Source organism: Streptomyces sp. NPDC031445 (assembly GCF_055581365.1).
The window spans coordinates 114,127-130,239 of the sequence record NZ_JBVIJO010000010.1 but is presented as its reverse complement, the minus strand read 5'-3'; the positions used below and the strand labels follow the sequence as shown (position 1 = coordinate 130,239).

Here is a 16,113-nt window from a genome sequence, read left to right as displayed (position 1 = left end):
ACCGAATCACCCTGGCGGGACCCGCCCGACGAGCGGGGCTCGTTCCGGACCGCTCGTGAACGGCTGACCGGGCGCCCCGGCGTGGGCCGGCCGCCGCCTCGTCCCGCCGTCGCTGCGCGCCATGAGGCCCTCGTGGACGCCCGACCGGGGCGGCAGGGGCGTGGGGGTCATGAGAGGGCCATGCCGGGGACGCGCCTGCGGATGGCCTCCAGTTCGGCCTCGTCCGAGACGCCCTGCCAGTCGTACCGCGGCGTGTACGGGGCTTCCAGGGCGCGCACCTCGTCGTCGGTGAGCTCGATGTCGAGGGAGGCCACGGCCTCGTCGATCTGCCGGATCGAGCCGGCGCCGACCAGCGGCGCGTTGACGACCGGCCGGCGTCGCAGCCAGGCGAGCGCGACCTGCGCGCGGCTGACGCCGTGGGCGTCCGCCACCCGCCCGACCGCGTCGATGATCGCGTGGTCGGATGCCTCCTGCTCGGGCGAGTAGAGCAGGTCCGCGTACGCGCCGTCCGTCTCGGAGCGCACTGTCGAGCGGGCGTCCTCCCACACGCGGGCGAGGCGGCCGCGGGCCAACGGAGACCAGATGAGGGTGCCGACGCCCTCGTCCAGACACAACGGGATCATCTCCCGCTCCTCCTCCCGCGCGAGGAGGTTGTAGTGGTTCTGCATCGACACGAACCGTGCCCAGCCGTGCCGCTTCTGCAGGTGCAGTGCCTTCGCGAACTCCCAGGCGCGCATGGACGAGGCACCCAGGTAGCGGACCTTGCCGGCCTTCACGAGGTCGCTGAGTGCCTCCAGCGTCTCCTCCCACGGGGTGGAGTGGTCGTTGCGGTGAATCTGGTAGAGGTCGATGTAGTCGGTGCCGAGGCGGCGGAGCGAATGGTCGACCTCGGTCATGATCGCCTTGCGCGACAGTCCCCGTCCGTTCGGCCCCAGGCGCATCGGATGACGCAGTTTCGTGGCGATCACCACGGCGTCGCGGTCGGCGAAGTCCTTGAGCGCGCGGCCGAGGATCTCCTCGCTGGACCCGTTCGAGTACAGGTTCGCGGTGTCGAAGAAGTTGATCCCCGCCTCCAGCGCGTGCTTGATGAGCGGGCGCGCCTCCTCCTCGCCCTTCGACCAGACGGGGTGGCCCCGGTCGGGCTCGCCGTAGGTCATCGCGCCGATCGCGATCGGTGACACGTCCAGGCCGGTCGTGCCGAGCTTGATGTACCGCATGATGCTCCTCTAAAGTAAGCGGAGAGGTCTCCGCATAACGTAGTGGAGAGTTCTCCGCTTAGCAAGGTGAGGTCCCGTGGTCCGTTCAGACGCTCGCGAGAACAGGGCGCGCATCCTCCGGGCCGCCCGCGAGGCGCTCGCGGAGGACGGCAGCGCGTCGATGAACCAGATCGCCCAGCGCGCCGGAGTCGGCCCGGGCACCCTGTACCGCAACTTCCCCACTCGCGAGGCACTCGCCCTCGCCGTCTACCAGGACGAGGTCGAACGCATCACCGGCAGCGTGCCGGAGCTGCTCGCCGCGATGCCGCCCCTCGAAGCGCTCCGCCACTGGACGACCGACCTGGTCGAAGCGATGCGCAGGAAGCACGGCCTCGGCGACGCGCTCAGCCCCGGCGCCCACCAGGCGATCAGCGAGCAGAGCTACGGGCCGGTCATCGCCGCGATCACCGAGCTGCTCGACTCCGGCAAAAAGGACGGAAGCATCCGCGCGGACGCCGACCCCGGCGACTTCCTCCAGCTCACCGGAGCACTGTGGCGTGCCGCGTCCGGCCCCGAGGACCGGTCGCCCCGCATGCTCGCGCTCATCCTCGACGGGCTCCGCACACAGCCGCAGCGGTAGAGGACGAGCGAGAAGAAGATCGCTACTTGGTTGGTCCAGGAGGCGTGGACGGGGGTGTGGACCATGACCCTGTTCGGAACGCCGGTCAAGCGGGCGATGACCTCTCGGCCTCGGCAGGATGAGCCGTTGTCGACGATCCCGTGGACGCGCTGGGCGCTGGCGTGGGGGGCTCGGTGCTCATGACCCGGGTGACCGGGTTCATGAAGGGGACGATGCCGGTCCTGGGACCAGGGTCGGGTGGCAGCGGCAGCGGGCGCGGATGGAGGTCTTCTCGTCGCTGGAGATGACGTGCTCGTCCCCGGCCAGGGGTTCGCCGTCGCCGTCGAAGGTGCGGGCGTACAGGTCCAGCACGCGGGCGGCCTTGGCCTGGAAGTCCTAGTCGCGGAGGAAGATCCAGTACCGGTACGAACAGGGATTGATCGCGTCGGCCTTGGGCCAGCGGCGCACGGTGGAGACCGACACGGCCGGGGCGATGGCCCGGGTGACCGCCCCGCGGGCCGGTTCCGGACACGATCAGCGCGACAGCGGGGTCCCGGTCTCAGCGGGTAACTGGCAGGCCGGCGCCTTGACTTCGGCGACCTACAGCGGGGTGAAGGAGGACGGTCGCCCCGAGCACCTGGGGTCGGACAGGGCGGGCAGGCCGCCGGCGGCGAACCGGCTCTCGGGGGCCTGCCGTTGTCGGCGAGGGGCGTTTCAGGTCTCGGGATGGGCCAGGCGGCCGAGCAGGGCTACCGCGTCGTCGAGGGGCACCGGTTGGAAGAACCGCGCGTCGGCGCGCTCAACGGCGGCCATCGCGCGTGGGGCCAGGTCGGCGCCGGTGTCGGTGACGCGCAGTCGTTTGGCGCGGGTGTCGGCCGGGTCGACTTCACGCTCGACGAGTCCTTTGCGTTCCAGGATGCGGAGTACCTGGGAGGTCATCTTGACGTCGGTGCAGGCTTGGCGGGCGAGGGCCAGCTGGTTGGGATGCTCGCCCTGGGTGTTGAGCCACCAGGTGCAGGCGAGCAGCACGAACTGCACGTGGGTGAGATCGAGCGGGGCCAGGGCTGCGGCGATGTCGCGCTGCCACCGCAGAGTGGCGTGCCACAGCAGGAATCCGGGGCTGTCGCCGGGGCTGAGGGGCATCAGCGAAGCGCCAGCTCGGCCAGCGAGGCCATGGTCTCGGGCCAGTCGGCGGTGATGCCCGGGCCGATCCGCGGGCCGACCTCGTCGGCGCCGGTACCGGTGATCTCCATCCGGTACGCCACGCGGATCCGGTTCCGGTCGATCCGGTCGATCCGGTGGATGGTGCGCAGCAGCAGGCCGTCGAAGCGCGCCTCGTCGATGAATCGTTCGTTTTCGACCGCCTCGGCGATGCGCAGCAGTACCGGGTCGTCCCCGGGCGGCGTCATCGTGATCTGCGTGCCCGCCGCGAACGGGCCGTCCATCTCGATCTTCTCGATCTCGGCGTTCCAGGCGCCCCAGTTCTCGGCGTCCGCCCAGAGCCGCCAGATCGCCTCGGGGGTGGCGCTGGTCTCGATGCCGTGCTCGTACTTCCACATGAGTGGTCTCCTCCGCCAGATGATCTGTTCAGAGATTATCTTCGCAGAGACTATCCGTCCAATGCTGCACGGACCCCATCCCGCGGCGCCGCGATCGCCCACCCGAACCACTGCCCGCGCCCCGCGCCACCGAGGGGGTCCTACCCCACGCATGCGATCACGGTGAGGAGCTGCGGGGCCGCCCCGTGAGGTGAGTCCGGCTCTGCGTGGAGAACTCCAGAATGTTGCCGTCCTGCGGATCGGCGGACTGGTACGTCAACTCCGGTTCGCGGCGGGACAGCGTTCACCGATCGAGTCGCGACTTCCGAGTGGCGGTCGAGTCGTCGCGGGGCTCCGAGCGGCCAAGTGTCTTGAGCCGTCGAGCGGCTCATCACCTGGAGCCGTGCCCGGAGCCCCCAGGCGCAGGCCCTAGTAGCCCACGGCTACTTCCATCCACTGTGGCTTGTCCATGCTGGCGTACGCGGCCTGCCCTGCGACGTCGTCGTACGGGAAGCCGTAGGCCAGGTGGTTGATGCCGTGGTCGTGCCAGTACTTGGCGTACCAGTTGGCCGGGTCACCGGAGTAGAACTTCGACGGGTCTTGCTGCTGGCTTGCGGGCAGGTCCGCCGTGTGCCGGTTCAGCGCCGCGCACAGGCTCGCGTTCGCGGCGAGGGAACCGGCGCACCCGAAGATGTTCGACGTCGGCTCGTTGACGCCGACCGAGTTCGCGTACGAGGTGAAGTAGTTGGCGTTCGCGCCGCCCGCGCGGAAGCTCGGGTCGCTGCCCGGAGCGATGATCCGGTACGGAGCCTGCGTCTGGGCCAGCACCTTGAACGGCTGCGGTACGGAGTCCCGGAAGTTCTGGAACACCTGGTCGCGGCTCATGGTGAACAGGTCCTGGGTGTCGCCGAGCTGGATCTCCTGGCCGCTGTGCGAGTGCAGTCGAACGGCCAGCGGCAGACCCCAGGCGTCCACGCGGGTGGTGTTCCCGTTGAAGCTGGACGTTCCGGTGGTGAACTCGATGAAGTCGTAGTATTGGCCCTTGGGGGCGCCGACGTAGAAGTACATGCGCTGGGCGGGGCCGGCGACGATGTCGACGTAGGGCCGCTCGGCGATGGAGTGCACCTCGCCGTTGTAGTCCCAGTACACCTGACTGTCGGGATAGGCGCCGTTGGTCCGGTTGAGCACCTTCACCTTCATGACGGCAGACGACGCCGGGATGTCGTCGGTCGTCCCCCAGAAGTCGCCCGAGGGGTCGGATCCGCCGCCCCCACTGCCGTAGACCTGGAACTCCCAGAGCGAGTAGCCGTACTGAGTGGCGCGCTGGGTGGCGTACATCCGGACGTAACGGCCCGTGGCGTCGACGTTCAGGTTCTGTATGCCGCCTGCGCCCGTGGTGGTCGAATAGACGGTCGTCCAGGGGCCGTTCTCACTCGTGGCGGTCTGCACGGCGAAGGCCTTGGCGTAGGCGGCCTCCCACTGCAGGGTCACCTGGGTGATGGTCTTCTGGGCCCCGAGGTCCACCTGTATCCACTGCGGGTCCGTGAACGCGCTGGACCAGCGGGTCTGTTCGTTCCCGTCCACGGCTTGCGAGGCGCTGAAGGCGGCGTTCTCGGTGGAGGAGGCGGTCGCGGGCCTGCCCTGGGAGAGAAGGGTGCCGGCCGCGTGGGCGGGTGGCTGCGCCATGACGGTGAGGCCGAGGGCGGCGACCAGGGCCATCAGGATCGCGAGGGTGAGGGAGGGGCGGCGCCGAAGACGGCTGTACGAGCGATGAGCCGATTCCATGGCTGACACAGATGAACTCCTCGTCCGGGTGGGGGTCGTGGCGGAGCCACGCGCGGATTGTCCGGGAGCTTCGGTAGCTAGGTGATGCTCGCAAGCAGCCATTCGACAGTCAATAGGTTGTTCAATGACCAATCCGTCGAGCGGCTTGGCGTTCGGAGGATGAACGCATGGCGACGGGACGGTGGCCGTGGGCAGGGCGCCTCCTCCGATGTGGCGGGCCTGCCTGGATGCCGGTCTGCCGGCGGCGGGGCGCGGGGTTCTTCCCGTGGTGGGTGTCGGAGCTGCACATGGCGAACGTCAACGAACTGCGCCGCTGCACGGCAGGACTCGACCACGGCGACGCCGATCTGCTCGCCTCGTCACCGACCGGGGACGCCGTGGCCGACTGACACCGGCCACGAGCACGATCGGTCTCGGCTTCCCCGCGCTCAAGCCGCGCGACACCATCGGGGGAGCGCTCGTCCCGGCGGCCGGCCCGCTCTGCACAGCCACGTGATCGGCGCACGGCACGTGGCAGCCGACCGGCCTCGAGCATCGTCCGGCCGAGCTTCTTGCGCAGTCGGCTGTTACTGAGGTTGAACTCGTGATGTCGCCGGGTGGCTTGGGTGGGTCTGATTGTCGGGCCGGTCTCGGCGAGGCGGCCGTCCATGACCAGACCGCTGACCGCCGCTGATCACCTGGTGCGCTCAGTGCGGTCGTCGTACTCTTCGCGGGCGGTGATGACTTCTTCGATGTGCAGCACGGACCACTCCGTGAGCGCCTTCAGCGGTTCCCGTAGCGTCTGGCCGAGTGCGGTCAGCTCATACTCCACGTGCGGCGGCACCTCTGGGTAGACGGTCCGGCTGACCAGCCCGTCGCGTTCGAGGGTGCGCAGCGTCTGGGTGAGCATCTTCTCGCTCACGCCCGCCAGCGCCTGCCGGAGCTGGCCGAACCGGGAGGTCCCGTTCCGGCCGAGTTCGCCCAGCACGAGGACCGCCCACTTGCTGCCGATCTGGTCGAGCAGGTCCCGCGACGGGCAGCCGCGCTCGTACGGATCGAAGGACGGCATGGGCCCGGTCACATTCTCGACAGCGGCCATACGGCTCACCTCAATGCTTTCGCTGCGGTAAGTACCCTACCAAGAAGTGGCTACTCCCCAACAGAGAGTGTCCAGGTCATTCTGTGTTCCATCCCGCGGCGGACGGACCGCGGCAGGCGTGCGAGGCACGCGCGGAAGGAAGGAATGACCATCATGCCGATCGTCGTCACCGGAGCCACCGGCCAGCTGGGCAGGCTCACCGTCGAGGCACTGCTGCGGCGCGGGATCCCGGCCGCGGACATCATCGCGACCGGCCGGGACATCGCCAGGATCAAGGACCTGGCCGACCGAGGCATCACGGTACGCCGCGCCGACTTCGCGGACACGGACGGCCTGGCCGAGGCATTCGCGGGGGCGGACAGGCTGCTGCTGATCTCGGCCTCGGTCCCCGTGGGCGAGCGGGTCGCCAACCACCGCCGCGTGATCGACGCCGCGGCGTCCGCAGGCGTGTCGCTGGTGGCGTACACGAGCACGACGCACGCGGACGCGGCCACCACCATCATCGGCGCCACGCACGGTGAGACCGAGAAGTATCTGCGGGACCGCGGAATCCCCAGCGTACTGCTGCGCAACAGCTGGTACTTGGAGAACTACACCAGCCAACTGCCGCAGATCCTGCAGAACGGCGCCGTCGTCGGCGCCGCAGGCGAGGGGCGGATCAGCGCCGCGTCCCGCGCCGACTACGCCGAGGCCGCAGCGGTCGTCCTCACCACCGAAGGTCACACCGGCGCCGTGTACGAGCTCGGCGGCGACGAATCCTTCACCCTGACTGAGCTCGCCTCCGCGATCTCCGATGCAGCCGGAAAGCAGGTTGCCTACGCTGACCTCCCGGAGACCGACTTCGCCCAGGCACTGGCCGCCGCGGGCCTACCCGCCGAGCTGGCGGAGGTCCTCGCTGACGCTGACCGCGGCATGAACCGCGGCGAGATGTACACCGACTCTGGCGACTTGCGCCGCCTGATCGGCCGCTCGCCCGTGACCCTGGCCGAGGCACTCGCGACCGCCCTGCATTACTGAGGTTGCACTCGTGAGGTGGCCCGGTTGCTCAGGTGGGTCTGATTGCCAGGCCGGGGCCGGTCTCGGCGAGGCAGCCGTCTATGAGTTCGCTGCGGTACTGGATGTGCCGTAGGCCGCGCCGGATGCGCTGGACGAGGTGTTCGGGCGTATTGAAGGCGACGTTGGAGAGCCAGCCGTGTCGCAGGAGGGACCAGATCCCCTCGACTGGGTTGAGGGCGGGGGGTCTCACAGTTGTCCCAGACGAGCACGATCGGGCCCCCGAGCTGCTGGTGTGCTGCAATCAACAGGTCCCGGTAGTCGCGCCAGGAGAAGCTCTTGCGCCCATCGCGACGGCCGTCGTCATGGCGGGGCCGGTGGATGAGCCTGGAGCGGCGACCGGGTTTGTAGCAGGTCAGCGCGGCGATGGAGATCCGTCTGCGGGAGCGGCCTCGGACCCGCACCACCGGGGTCCGGCCGCGCTGTGACGGTCGCTGGTCCTCCCAGCCGTGCGCGGCCGGCCCCTTGGCAGGCTCCGCCTCCAGCTGTGCGAACTGCTCCTGGCTCAGCCTCGGCAGCGATGCCGGCCCCTGCGACCGCAGGGCCCGCGGACCCCGATCGGCAGCAGTTCCGCGAGGAGTTACGGCTCAAGGCGGCCGAGCGGTTCGCCCGGGGCGAGGTGGGCTCGGTCATCGCGAAGGCCCTGCGCGTCAACGTCCGCTCGGTACAACGACCGCACGGACGACAAGCCATCAGCCCCTACCACACCATGAGTTCAACCTCAGCAGGAGCGGGTCGTAACGCCGCGGCACGGCCGGCCAGACGGACCGCAGGGCCCCGCTGCTGTCAGCGGGGCCCGCCGGGGTGCGGCGTCATCGGTGCCGGTCAGACGGGTGCCGGCCGGGATCGGTCGCCCGTGGGTTCGAGGCGGACGACGATGCCCTTGGACGTGGGCTGGTTGCTTACGTCGGCGACGCTGTCGAGCGGCACCAGGACGTTCGTCTCCGGGTAGTAGGCGGCGGCCGAACCCTTGGCCGCCGGGTAGGACACGACCTCGAAGTTCTCGGCCCGGCGCTCGGTGCCGTCCTCCCAGACGCTCACCAGGTCCACGCGATCGCCCTGGGCGAGGCCGAGTTCGGACAGGTCGGCCGGGTTGACCAGGATCACGTGGCGGCTGCCGTGGATGCCGCGGTAGCGGTCGTTGTCGGTGTACGGGACGGTGTTCCACTGGTCGTGCGAGCGCAAGGTCTGCAACAGCAGGTGACCCTCGGGGGCCCGGGGGACCACTCGCTCGTTGCGGGTGAACCGGGCCTTGCCGGTCTCGGTCCTGAACACGCCCTCGTTGACCGGGTTGGGTAGCTGGAAGCCTCCCGGACGGGTCACCCGGGCGTTGAAGTCGTGGAAGCCTGGCACGATCCGGGAGATGCTGTCGCGGATGGTGTTGTAGTCGCCCTCGAACTTGGCCCAGGGGATGTCCTTCTCGCCGTCGAGGCTCAGCCGGGCGAGCCGGCACAGGATGGCGACCTCGCTCAGCAGCATGCGCGAGGCCGGTTCGAGTCGTCCCTGGGAGGTGTGCACCTCGCTCATGGAGTTCTCGACGGTGACGAACTGCTCGCCGTCGGCCTGGACATCACGCTCGGTGCGCCCCAGCGTCGGCAGGATCAGGGCGGTGTCGCCGCAGACGGTGTGCGAGCGGTTGAGCTTGGTGGAGATGTGGGCGGTCAGCCGGCACGAACGCATCGCCTTCTCGGTGACCTCGCTGTCGGGCGCTGCGCGCACGAAGTTCCCGGCCAGGGCGAGGAAGACCTTGACGCGGCCCTCCAGCATCGCCTTGATCGAGTTCACCGAGTCCAAGCCGTGCGGGCGCGGCGGATCGAAGCCGAACTCTTCCTGAAGGGCGTCCAGGAAGGTGTCCGGCATCTGCTCCCAGATGCCCATGGTGCGGTCGCCCTGGACGTTGCTGTGGCCGCGCACCGGGCAGGCGCCCGTGCCGGCGCGCCCCAGATTGCCGCGCAGCATCAGGAAGTTGACGATCTCCCGGATGGTGGGTACGCCGTGCTTGTGCTGGGTGATGCCCATCGCCCAGCACACGATGACGCGTTCGCTTAGCAGGACCTCGTCGCGGACCTTCTCGATCTCCTCGCGGGTCAGTCCCGTCGCCGCGCGCACGTCGTCCCAGTCGACTGTGCGGGCGTGCCGGGCGAACTCCTCGAAACCGGAGGTGTGGGCGTTGATGAAGTCGTGGTCCAGGACGGTGCCGGGACGCGCGTCCTCCGCCTCCAGCAACAGCAGGTTCAGTGCCTGAAACAGGGCGAGGTCTCCGCCCGGCTTGATGTGCAGGAAGCGGTCGGCGATCTGGGTGCCCCGCCCTACGACACCACGCGGCTTCTGCGGGTTCTTGAAGCGTCGCAGCCCCGCCTCCGGCAACGGGTTCACCGCCACGATGCGGCCGCCGTTGCGCTTGGCCTCCTCCAGGGCCGAAAGCTGCCGCGGGTGATTGCTGCCCGGGTTCTGCCCCACCAGGAAGATCAGGTCCGCGTGGTGGAGGTCGTCGAGACTCACGGTGCCCTTGCCGACGCCCAGCGTCTCGTTCAGGGCGAAGCCGCTGGACTCGTGGCACATGTTGCTGCAGTCGGGCAGGTTGTTGGTGCCGTAGGCGCGGGCGAAGAGCTGGAAGACGAAGGCGGCCTCGTTGCTGGCCCGGCCGGAGGTGTAGAAGACCGCCTCGTCGGGCGAGTCCAGCCCCTTGAGTTCCTGCGCGAGGACGCCCAGGGCGTCGTTCCAGCCGATGGGCTCGTAGTGGTCCGACCCGGGCCGTTTGATCATCGGCTCGGTGAGCCGGCCCTGTTGGTTGAGCCACATGTCGGAGCGGGCGGCCAGATCGGACACGCTGTGCTCGCGGAAGAAGTCGGCCGTGATCCGGCGCTTCGTGGCCTCGTCGTTGATGTGCTTGGCGCCGTTCTCGCAGTACTCGTTGCGATGGCGCCGGCCCGGAGCGGGGTCCGCCCACGCGCAGCCGGGGCAGTCGACCCCGCCCACCTGGTTCATGGTGAGCAGGTCGACCCCGGTCTTGCGCGGGGAGGTCTGCTCCAGGGAGTACTCCAGCGCGTGCACGACGGCGGGTACCCCGGCCGCCCACTTCTTCGGTGGTGTCACGGAGAGGGAGGTCTCCGGCTCCTCACCGGGCGGGTTCTGCATCGCTTGGCCTTTCTCTTGCCGTGTGCGGTACGCGGGTCAGCCGACGGGCCACTGGGCGACACGGCTCCTGGGCGGTTCCGGGGTGTCGTGCTGAACCCGGCCGTTGCGGATGGTGCCGCGCCAGGCACCGCCCTCCTGACCGAGCCCTTCGATGAAGTGCTTGAAGCCGACCAGTTCCCCGCGCACCAGTCGCGCGGTCAGCCCCACGAGCCTGGACGAGCGGGTGAGGACCTTCGCGGCCCCCCGCGGTTGGAGGAGCATCCGGACCGTGATCGCGGTGCCACCGGACTCCGTCGGCCTGAACTCGACCTCGCCCTGGTGGGTGGGGTGCTGCTCCAGGCCGCGCCAGGCCAGGTAGGCGTCAGGGTCCTGTTCCACGATCTCGACCGCGAAACGGTGACGCAGGGGGCCGTAGCCGACGGTCCAGGCGGTGACGGTAGGCCTGATCTGCTCGACGTCGCGCACCACGGTCGAGAAGCGCGGGAACGTCTTGAACTGCGTCCACTGGTTGTAGGCCGTGCGGACGGGCACCGCGACGTCGACCGTCTCCTCGACGTGCCGCTCGCGCAGCGGACGGCGGCGTGTGACGCCGTCGCCGTCGGAGCGCATGTCCGGGGTGTTCGGCACGGCCTGCCCACCGTCGTCTTCGTGCGCCATCATGGTCCTTCTTCCGGTGAGGGAGCCGGGCGTCCTGAGACCCGGCCCTCCCCTCATGGGTCAGGGCATCTCTTCCGGTTCCCCGATCCCGGGTTTCGAGTCACCCGACCGCGCAGGCGTCCCGGGCGGCCCCGCGCGCGAGAAGGGGCCGGGCCCGGCGCGCAGGAGGGGCGCCGAGCCCGGGGCGTCGTAGGGGGCGCTGGTCACGGGCTTGTCCCGGTGGCCGACGGTCACCTCCGGCTTCACCCCGGGCACGGCCATCCGCCGCTCACCGTGACGCGGCAGGTGGCCGGCGACCGCGCCCCGGTTGCCGCTTCGCCGTCGCCGCGGCACCCCGCTGGTCGAGGGGGTCGCCCATGGGCTCGCGACCGGTTCCCGGACGGCGCCGACTACGTCCTGGCCACCTACCAACGCCAGCCCGGCACACCCCTGCGCGGTACCCCTCACACGCCACTCGGGCCTGGCCGACACCTTCGGGGAACGGCTCACCGTCCTCACCCGCGTGCCGACCGCCGGCACCCTGCGCCCTCGCATGACGCACCTGGGCCTGAGTCCGCCGCAGGGCGGGGCAGAGCGGATGAGCTGCGGGGGGATGTCCGAGGACGCCCTCCTCGACGCGATCGGCGGCAAGCGGGACGGCCGTCACCGGCCCCTGCCCGAACCCGCGCCCGACCGGATCGGGCGCCCCGCCCCCCGGACCACCCGCAGACGATCCCCGACCACCACACCGGGGCCGCGGCGGCGCAGCGCGTTCGCGGCGAGGCGGGCCCGACGGCCAGTCCTCGATGCGGTTCGTTGGGCCTTCTCGCGTGGCAGCCCCGCGCGTCTTGCCCGGCCGCCCTTGTCACAGGGGGCGGCGTCCGGCGACCGCGCCGCCGGGATCGTCCAGCAGGGCTATCCGGACGGTGAGACGGTGATGCGCTTGCCGACCGGCTCGCGCTCGCTTCGAAAGCCCGCGCGACGGCCCTGACGATCTCCGGCCGTGCCGCCCGACCCGGCCGGCGTCCGCGGCCCGGGCGAGGGGGCACCGGGTCGGAGTCCCGGACCACGACCTCGACCGTCTCCCCGGTGATGCGCAGGTCCGGCAGGACCGGGCCGGGAGCGTACTTGCGGGCGTGGGTGACCAGCTCGCCGACCACCGGCCGGGTCAGGTCCATGGCGCGCTGGGAGGCCGGCAAGCCGTGCTCGGCCCGCACGCGGGTGTGGAAGTCGGCGGCCAGGTGACGGGCCTGGGCGATGACCGTGCCGTCCCCTTCCAGGGCCAGGTGGCCGGCAGGGCCCGCTCGCCGCGCGGTCGACGTCGTGGAGGGGCCGTCACCGCCTACCGCGGTCCGTCGTTCACCCACGGAGCGGCGCCGCGGATCGCCCGCCGGCTCCTTCGAGAGGCGGAGCGGAAAGAGGACGGGATGGGGATGTCCTCGTACGGGGTAGGCGAGCGGGACGACGCGGGGCGGTCCGGCGCGCTGCTTGAGGGAGGTCAACGTATGCAATTCGACGACGATGCTGCTCTGGACACGTCCGAGGTCGAGGACGGCCGGGGAGGTGCGCTGGGCGGTATCCCGGGCGGCGGGAAGACCATCGGCGGGGGACTGGTCGGGCTCGTGGTGCTGGTCACGGCCGTGCTCTTGGGTGTCGACCCGGGCGTGTTCGGCTCGGGCAGCAGCGACACGTCCTCGTCCGGCAAGTCAGCCGCGGACCTCGCGGCGGACTGCCGGACCGGTGCTGACGCCAACCGCAAGGAGGAGTGCCGGATCGTCGCCGTGGTCGACAGCGTGCAGGCATTCTGGAAGCAGACGGAGACAGCCTCCGGCAAGCCCTACCAGCAGGCCCCGACGTTCCTGTTCACCGGCAGTGTGAACACCGGTTGCGGCAACGCGACTTCCGACGTCGGCCCCTTCTACTGCTCGGCCGATGACAAGGTCTATCTCGACCTCGGCTTCTTCAACGATCTGAGCAGCAAGTTCGGCGCCGAAGGCGGACCGTTCGCCGAGGCCTACGTGATCGCGCACGAATACGGCCACCACTTCCAGGACCTCAACGGAACGATCTCCCACGGCAGCGGAAAGGGCCAGAACAGCGGCTCAGTGCGACTTGAGTTGCAGGCGGACTGCTACGCCGGAGTGTGGGCCCACCACGCCACCACCACCCCTGACCCCAGGAGCGGTAGGCCACTGATCACCCACTTGACGAAGGACGACATCAACCGCGGGCTGGACGCGGCCGCCGCCGTCGGAGACGACCGTATCCAGCAGCGCTACCAGGGCAAGGTCACACCCGACACCTGGACCCACGGTTCCGCGAGCCAGCGTCAGCAATGGTTCTCCACCGGCTACCGTTCCGGCCGGGTCGCCAGCTGCGACACGTTCAGCTGACCATGCTGACAACCACGGTCTGCCCCGACAGGTGACTGCTTCCAGGACCGTGCCGTCGCCGCGCAGCCGGAGCAGGCCGTGACCGAGGGCAGCACGGTCCGCTTGCTTCTTCGCCGAAGAGCACGGCGTCAGCGGTCACGTGATTCATTGCGTGGCCACGCCGGAATCAACTGCGACACCCTCCGCCATCGCAGCCATCACCCCGTCCTCCGGTGTCAGACCCACGACTTAGCATCCGCTCGTGAACCTCGAATCCCGTCTGCCCCACGGCATGGCACTGCCGCCCGGCCACATGATCACCTCAGAGGTAGGCGACGCCGGCGCGCAGCCGCTGTGGCTGAGCGATGCCCCCGCCGCACCCGAACTGTGGCCGAGGCTGCGGGCCGAACACGCCACTTCAGGACTCTGGCCGCTCCTGCTCGACGCTCTGGACCCGCATCATGCGGACTTCCGCCCCTGGGGCTGTGGCGAACTGTGGCCCGAGCGCATGTCGTCGCCCGCAGACCACAGCGCCAAGGACCTCCTTGCCCGTTGGTGGCAGGACTACAGCACCATTGACGAAGAGGACGACCAGGTCACCGCCGACCAAGGCTCGGCCGTCGCCACCCCCTTCGGCCAGGCTCGGCCCGGCCGAGCACCTGCACCGACACCCTCGTCGCATGCCGATGAGATCGCCGACCTGTACGCGCGAGCCTTCCTGACGCAGAATCCGCACGCACGCCTCGGACTCGTCGCCGCACCCCGCGGCGCCGACGCCCTGGCCACGGCCGGCTGGATGGGGCCCGCCAACTACGACAACGACACCGGGACCTTCGCCGCCGTCGTCCGCGACTGGGAAGTCCGATTCGGCGTGCGTGTCGTCGGCGTCGGATTCAGCACCCTGCACCTCAGCGTCGCCACACCCCCGAGCCGACTCGAAGACGCCCTGGCCGTCGCCGCCGAGCACTTCGCCTTCTGCCCGGACAATATCTGGCAGGGCCCACACCCGGACCTGGCCTCCTACGCAGAGGGCCTCATCGACCTCAACTCTTGGGATTTCTGGTGGGACTGACCCCGCAGGACGACGGCCTCGGAAACGATCACCTTCTCGACGATCAGCGGGTCATTTCGAATGCGGCCGGGATCGCGGCGGCGAGCGGCGCGGTCCTCTGGTGCGGCGCCGTCGTGCAGGCGCAAGTCTCATGGCATCCGCCTGTCCAGGCAGAACGGTTCGCCATTCTGCTGCGCGCCGACGTCTTGGCAGCCTGACGTAACGCAAGCTGCTGACCGCGGCCCTCGAACACTGGCGGCAGACCACCCGCAAGTCCAGCAGCGAGACCGAGGCCAGGAAGGTTCCCCCGTGCCCGGCGCCGTCGGCCGGCCCGGACGCCCGCCCGGCATGCTGCCGGCAGATCGCGGCCACGAGCACGACACGTACCGGCGTCTGCTGTGACGGCGCGGCATCCGACCCACGATCGCCGAACGAGGCCGGCCGCACGGCACCGGCTTGCGTATCTCCCGCTTCAGTCGGACCACTCAGGTACATGGGCCGCAGTCACGCGGTGGGCGTCCTGCTGTGGGCCGGCGCCGTGTCTGGCGGGACACCGGGAAGTCGGGACCCCCGGGCCGCTGCCTGAGCAGAAGGAACTCCCCGCCGGTTCTCAGGTCAGTGCGGCGCGCAGCGACGCGGTGGCGAGCAGCAGGGCGTGTCTGGCGGCCTCGGTGCCGTGCAGCTGGTTGAGCATGACGAAGTCGTGGACGGTGCCGCCGAACCGGGCGTTCGTGGCCTTGACTCCGGCCTCGCGCAGGCGTGCGGCGAAGGCTTCGCCCTCATCGCGCAGCACATCGGCCTCGGCGGTGATGATCAGGGTCTCCGGGAGACCGGCGAGCTGGTCGAGGGGTGCCCGCAGCGGTGAGACCGTGGGCAGAGCGCGTTCGGCTTCGTTTGCCGTGTACTGGTCCCAGAACCATTTCATGCCGTCGCGCGCGAGGAAGTAGCCCTCGGCGAACTCCGCGTACGAGGCTGTGTCGAAGGCCGCGTTGGTGACGGGGTAGAAGGTGACGAGCTTGACGAAGTGGAGATCGCCTCGCTCGGCGGCGAGCAGGGTGAGCGCGATCGCCATGTTGCCGCCGACCGAGTCTCCCGCGACCGCGAGGCGCGAGCCCGCAAGGCCCTTGGCTGCCCCGTCCTGTGCGATCCATCGTGCCGCCGTGTAGGACTGCTCGACGGCGACGGGGTATCCGGCTTCCGGGGAGCGGTCGTATTCGACGAAGACGACAGCGGCCCCGGCCCCGATGGCGAGGTCCCGGACGAGCCGGTCGTGGGTGTGGGCGTCGCCGAACACCCACCCGGCCCCGTGGACGTAGAGGATGACGGGCAGGTCAGCGGTCGTTTCGGCCGGCTTGACGATGCGTACGTCGACTGTGCCGGTGGGGCCGCCGGGGATTTCGACCCATTCCTCGTCGATGTCCGGCAGGAAGATGGGGGCGTCCTGCACCGTGTCGACGACCTTGCGGCCATCGGCCGGTGGCAGCTGGTAGAGGAACGGCGGATGCGAGGCCGCGTCGACGAACGCCTGCGCGGCGGGTTCGAGGGCGATGTTTCTGGGGTTTCCCGACATCCGTTGCTCCTGCGATAAACGAGACTGAGCTGAACCGCTCAGGCCCGACGGTGACAATCGCAGTACCCGTCGCGCAT

The 16,113-nt window shown here is 69.9% G+C and carries 14 protein-coding genes and 3 pseudogenes; 6 read left to right on the top strand and 11 right to left on the bottom strand.

Annotation, left to right across the window (positions count from 1 at the left end; all coding sequences use genetic code 11):
• Window positions 1–167 precede the first annotated feature (167 nt).
• Entirely contained in the window at window positions 168–1,217 is a 1,050-nt protein-coding gene (locus ACZ5DC_RS25455; protein WP_468656324.1) for an aldo/keto reductase, read from the bottom strand.
• A 76-nt stretch (window positions 1,218–1,293) separates the two neighbouring features.
• On the opposite strand from ACZ5DC_RS25455, the gene ACZ5DC_RS25450 reads away from it, so the two are divergent.
• Complete coding sequence (locus ACZ5DC_RS25450) at window positions 1,294–1,836, top strand: TetR/AcrR family transcriptional regulator (protein ID WP_468656322.1); 543 nt, start codon at window positions 1,294–1,296, stop codon at window positions 1,834–1,836.
• 198 nt (window positions 1,837–2,034) lie between these two features.
• On the opposite strand, the gene ACZ5DC_RS25445 is transcribed toward ACZ5DC_RS25450, so the two are convergent.
• From ACZ5DC_RS25445 to ACZ5DC_RS25425, 5 genes are all read right to left on the bottom strand, one after another.
• The gene (locus ACZ5DC_RS25445) at window positions 2,035–2,187 is read right to left on the bottom strand and encodes a hypothetical protein (protein WP_468656320.1); all 153 of its coding nucleotides are present in this window, start codon (window positions 2,185–2,187) and stop codon (window positions 2,035–2,037) included.
• A gap of 342 nt (window positions 2,188–2,529) precedes the next feature.
• A complete protein-coding gene (locus ACZ5DC_RS25440; RefSeq protein WP_468656318.1) occupies window positions 2,530–2,958 on the bottom strand; it encodes a MarR family winged helix-turn-helix transcriptional regulator in 429 nt (142 codons plus the stop codon).
• Entirely contained in the window at window positions 2,958–3,374 is a 417-nt protein-coding gene (locus ACZ5DC_RS25435; protein WP_468656316.1) for an SRPBCC family protein, read from the bottom strand. The genes ACZ5DC_RS25440 and ACZ5DC_RS25435 overlap by 1 nt, the downstream gene beginning before the upstream one ends.
• A 408-nt stretch (window positions 3,375–3,782) precedes the next feature.
• On the bottom strand, window positions 3,783–5,138 hold the full coding sequence (locus ACZ5DC_RS25430; protein ID WP_468656701.1) for a beta-1,3-glucanase family protein: 1,356 nt from the start codon (window positions 5,136–5,138) through the stop codon (window positions 3,783–3,785).
• Between the two features lie 673 nt (window positions 5,139–5,811).
• Window positions 5,812–6,216, bottom strand: a complete 405-nt coding sequence (locus tag ACZ5DC_RS25425) for a winged helix-turn-helix transcriptional regulator (RefSeq protein WP_189979667.1) — start codon at window positions 6,214–6,216, stop codon at window positions 5,812–5,814.
• Between the two features lie 144 nt (window positions 6,217–6,360).
• Here ACZ5DC_RS25425 and ACZ5DC_RS25420 point away from each other — a divergent pair, with 144 nt between their 5' ends.
• Window positions 6,361–7,233 (top strand): SDR family oxidoreductase, encoded by an 873-nt coding sequence (locus ACZ5DC_RS25420; protein ID WP_468656313.1) that lies wholly within the window; start codon window positions 6,361–6,363, stop codon window positions 7,231–7,233.
• A gap of 28 nt (window positions 7,234–7,261) precedes the next feature.
• On the opposite strand, the pseudogene ACZ5DC_RS25415 reads toward ACZ5DC_RS25420, so the two are convergent.
• Window positions 7,262–7,823 (bottom strand): annotated as a pseudogene (locus ACZ5DC_RS25415) (IS630 family transposase); the annotation flags it as partial.
• Here ACZ5DC_RS25415 and ACZ5DC_RS25410 point away from each other — a divergent pair.
• Window positions 7,790–7,942, top strand: a pseudogene (locus ACZ5DC_RS25410) (IS630 family transposase); the annotation flags it as partial. The pseudogenes ACZ5DC_RS25415 and ACZ5DC_RS25410 sit on opposite strands and share 34 nt — an antisense overlap.
• A 152-nt stretch (window positions 7,943–8,094) precedes the next feature.
• Here the strand turns inward: ACZ5DC_RS25410 and ACZ5DC_RS25405 are convergent.
• From ACZ5DC_RS25405 to ACZ5DC_RS25395, 3 genes and pseudogenes are all read right to left on the bottom strand, one after another.
• Window positions 8,095–10,407: an FdhF/YdeP family oxidoreductase gene (locus tag ACZ5DC_RS25405; RefSeq protein ID WP_468656311.1), complete on the bottom strand. Its 2,313-nt coding sequence runs from the start codon at window positions 10,405–10,407 to the stop codon at window positions 8,095–8,097.
• Window positions 10,408–10,443: 36 nt separating this feature from the next.
• On the bottom strand, window positions 10,444–11,064 hold the full coding sequence (locus ACZ5DC_RS25400; protein WP_468656699.1) for an SRPBCC family protein: 621 nt from the start codon (window positions 11,062–11,064) through the stop codon (window positions 10,444–10,446).
• Window positions 11,065–11,908: 844 nt separating this feature from the next.
• Window positions 11,909–12,329: pseudogene (locus ACZ5DC_RS25395) on the bottom strand (ATP-binding protein).
• Window positions 12,330–12,548: 219 nt separating this feature from the next.
• On the opposite strand from ACZ5DC_RS25395, the gene ypfJ reads away from it, so the two are divergent.
• From ypfJ to ACZ5DC_RS25380, 3 genes are all read left to right on the top strand, one after another.
• Window positions 12,549–13,436, top strand: a complete 888-nt coding sequence (ypfJ, locus tag ACZ5DC_RS25390) for a KPN_02809 family neutral zinc metallopeptidase (RefSeq protein WP_468656309.1) — start codon at window positions 12,549–12,551, stop codon at window positions 13,434–13,436.
• A 241-nt stretch (window positions 13,437–13,677) separates the two neighbouring features.
• Window positions 13,678–14,487 (top strand): DUF4253 domain-containing protein, encoded by an 810-nt coding sequence (locus tag ACZ5DC_RS25385; protein ID WP_468656307.1) that lies wholly within the window; start codon window positions 13,678–13,680, stop codon window positions 14,485–14,487.
• The gene (locus tag ACZ5DC_RS25380; protein WP_468656305.1) at window positions 14,478–14,684 is read left to right on the top strand and encodes a hypothetical protein; all 207 of its coding nucleotides are present in this window, start codon (window positions 14,478–14,480) and stop codon (window positions 14,682–14,684) included. The genes ACZ5DC_RS25385 and ACZ5DC_RS25380 overlap by 10 nt, the downstream gene beginning before the upstream one ends.
• A gap of 392 nt (window positions 14,685–15,076) precedes the next feature.
• On the opposite strand, the gene ACZ5DC_RS25375 is transcribed toward ACZ5DC_RS25380, so the two are convergent.
• Entirely contained in the window at window positions 15,077–16,036 is a 960-nt protein-coding gene (locus ACZ5DC_RS25375) for an alpha/beta hydrolase (RefSeq protein ID WP_468656303.1), read from the bottom strand.
• Window positions 16,037–16,113 lie beyond the last annotated feature (77 nt).

Excerpts from the sequence above, each read along its gene's own strand:
- ACZ5DC_RS25455 (WP_468656324.1), bottom strand. The coding sequence starts at position 1,217 with ATGCGGTACATCAAGCTCGGCACGACCGGCCTGGACGTGTCACCGATC.
- ACZ5DC_RS25440 (WP_468656318.1), bottom strand. The coding sequence starts at position 2,958 with ATGCCCCTCAGCCCCGGCGACAGCCCCGGATTCCTGCTGTGGCACGCC.
- ACZ5DC_RS25435 (WP_468656316.1), bottom strand. The coding sequence starts at position 3,374 with ATGTGGAAGTACGAGCACGGCATCGAGACCAGCGCCACCCCCGAGGCG.
- ACZ5DC_RS25430 (WP_468656701.1), bottom strand. The coding sequence starts at position 5,138 with ATGGAATCGGCTCATCGCTCGTACAGCCGTCTTCGGCGCCGCCCCTCC.
- ACZ5DC_RS25425 (WP_189979667.1), bottom strand. The coding sequence starts at position 6,216 with ATGGCCGCTGTCGAGAATGTGACCGGGCCCATGCCGTCCTTCGATCCG.
- ACZ5DC_RS25420 (WP_468656313.1), top strand. The coding sequence starts at position 6,361 with ATGACCATCATGCCGATCGTCGTCACCGGAGCCACCGGCCAGCTGGGC.
- ACZ5DC_RS25405 (WP_468656311.1), bottom strand. The coding sequence starts at position 10,407 with ATGCAGAACCCGCCCGGTGAGGAGCCGGAGACCTCCCTCTCCGTGACA.
- ACZ5DC_RS25400 (WP_468656699.1), bottom strand. The coding sequence starts at position 11,064 with ATGGCGCACGAAGACGACGGTGGGCAGGCCGTGCCGAACACCCCGGAC.
- ypfJ (WP_468656309.1), top strand. The coding sequence starts at position 12,549 with ATGCAATTCGACGACGATGCTGCTCTGGACACGTCCGAGGTCGAGGAC.
- ACZ5DC_RS25375 (WP_468656303.1), bottom strand. The coding sequence starts at position 16,036 with ATGTCGGGAAACCCCAGAAACATCGCCCTCGAACCCGCCGCGCAGGCG.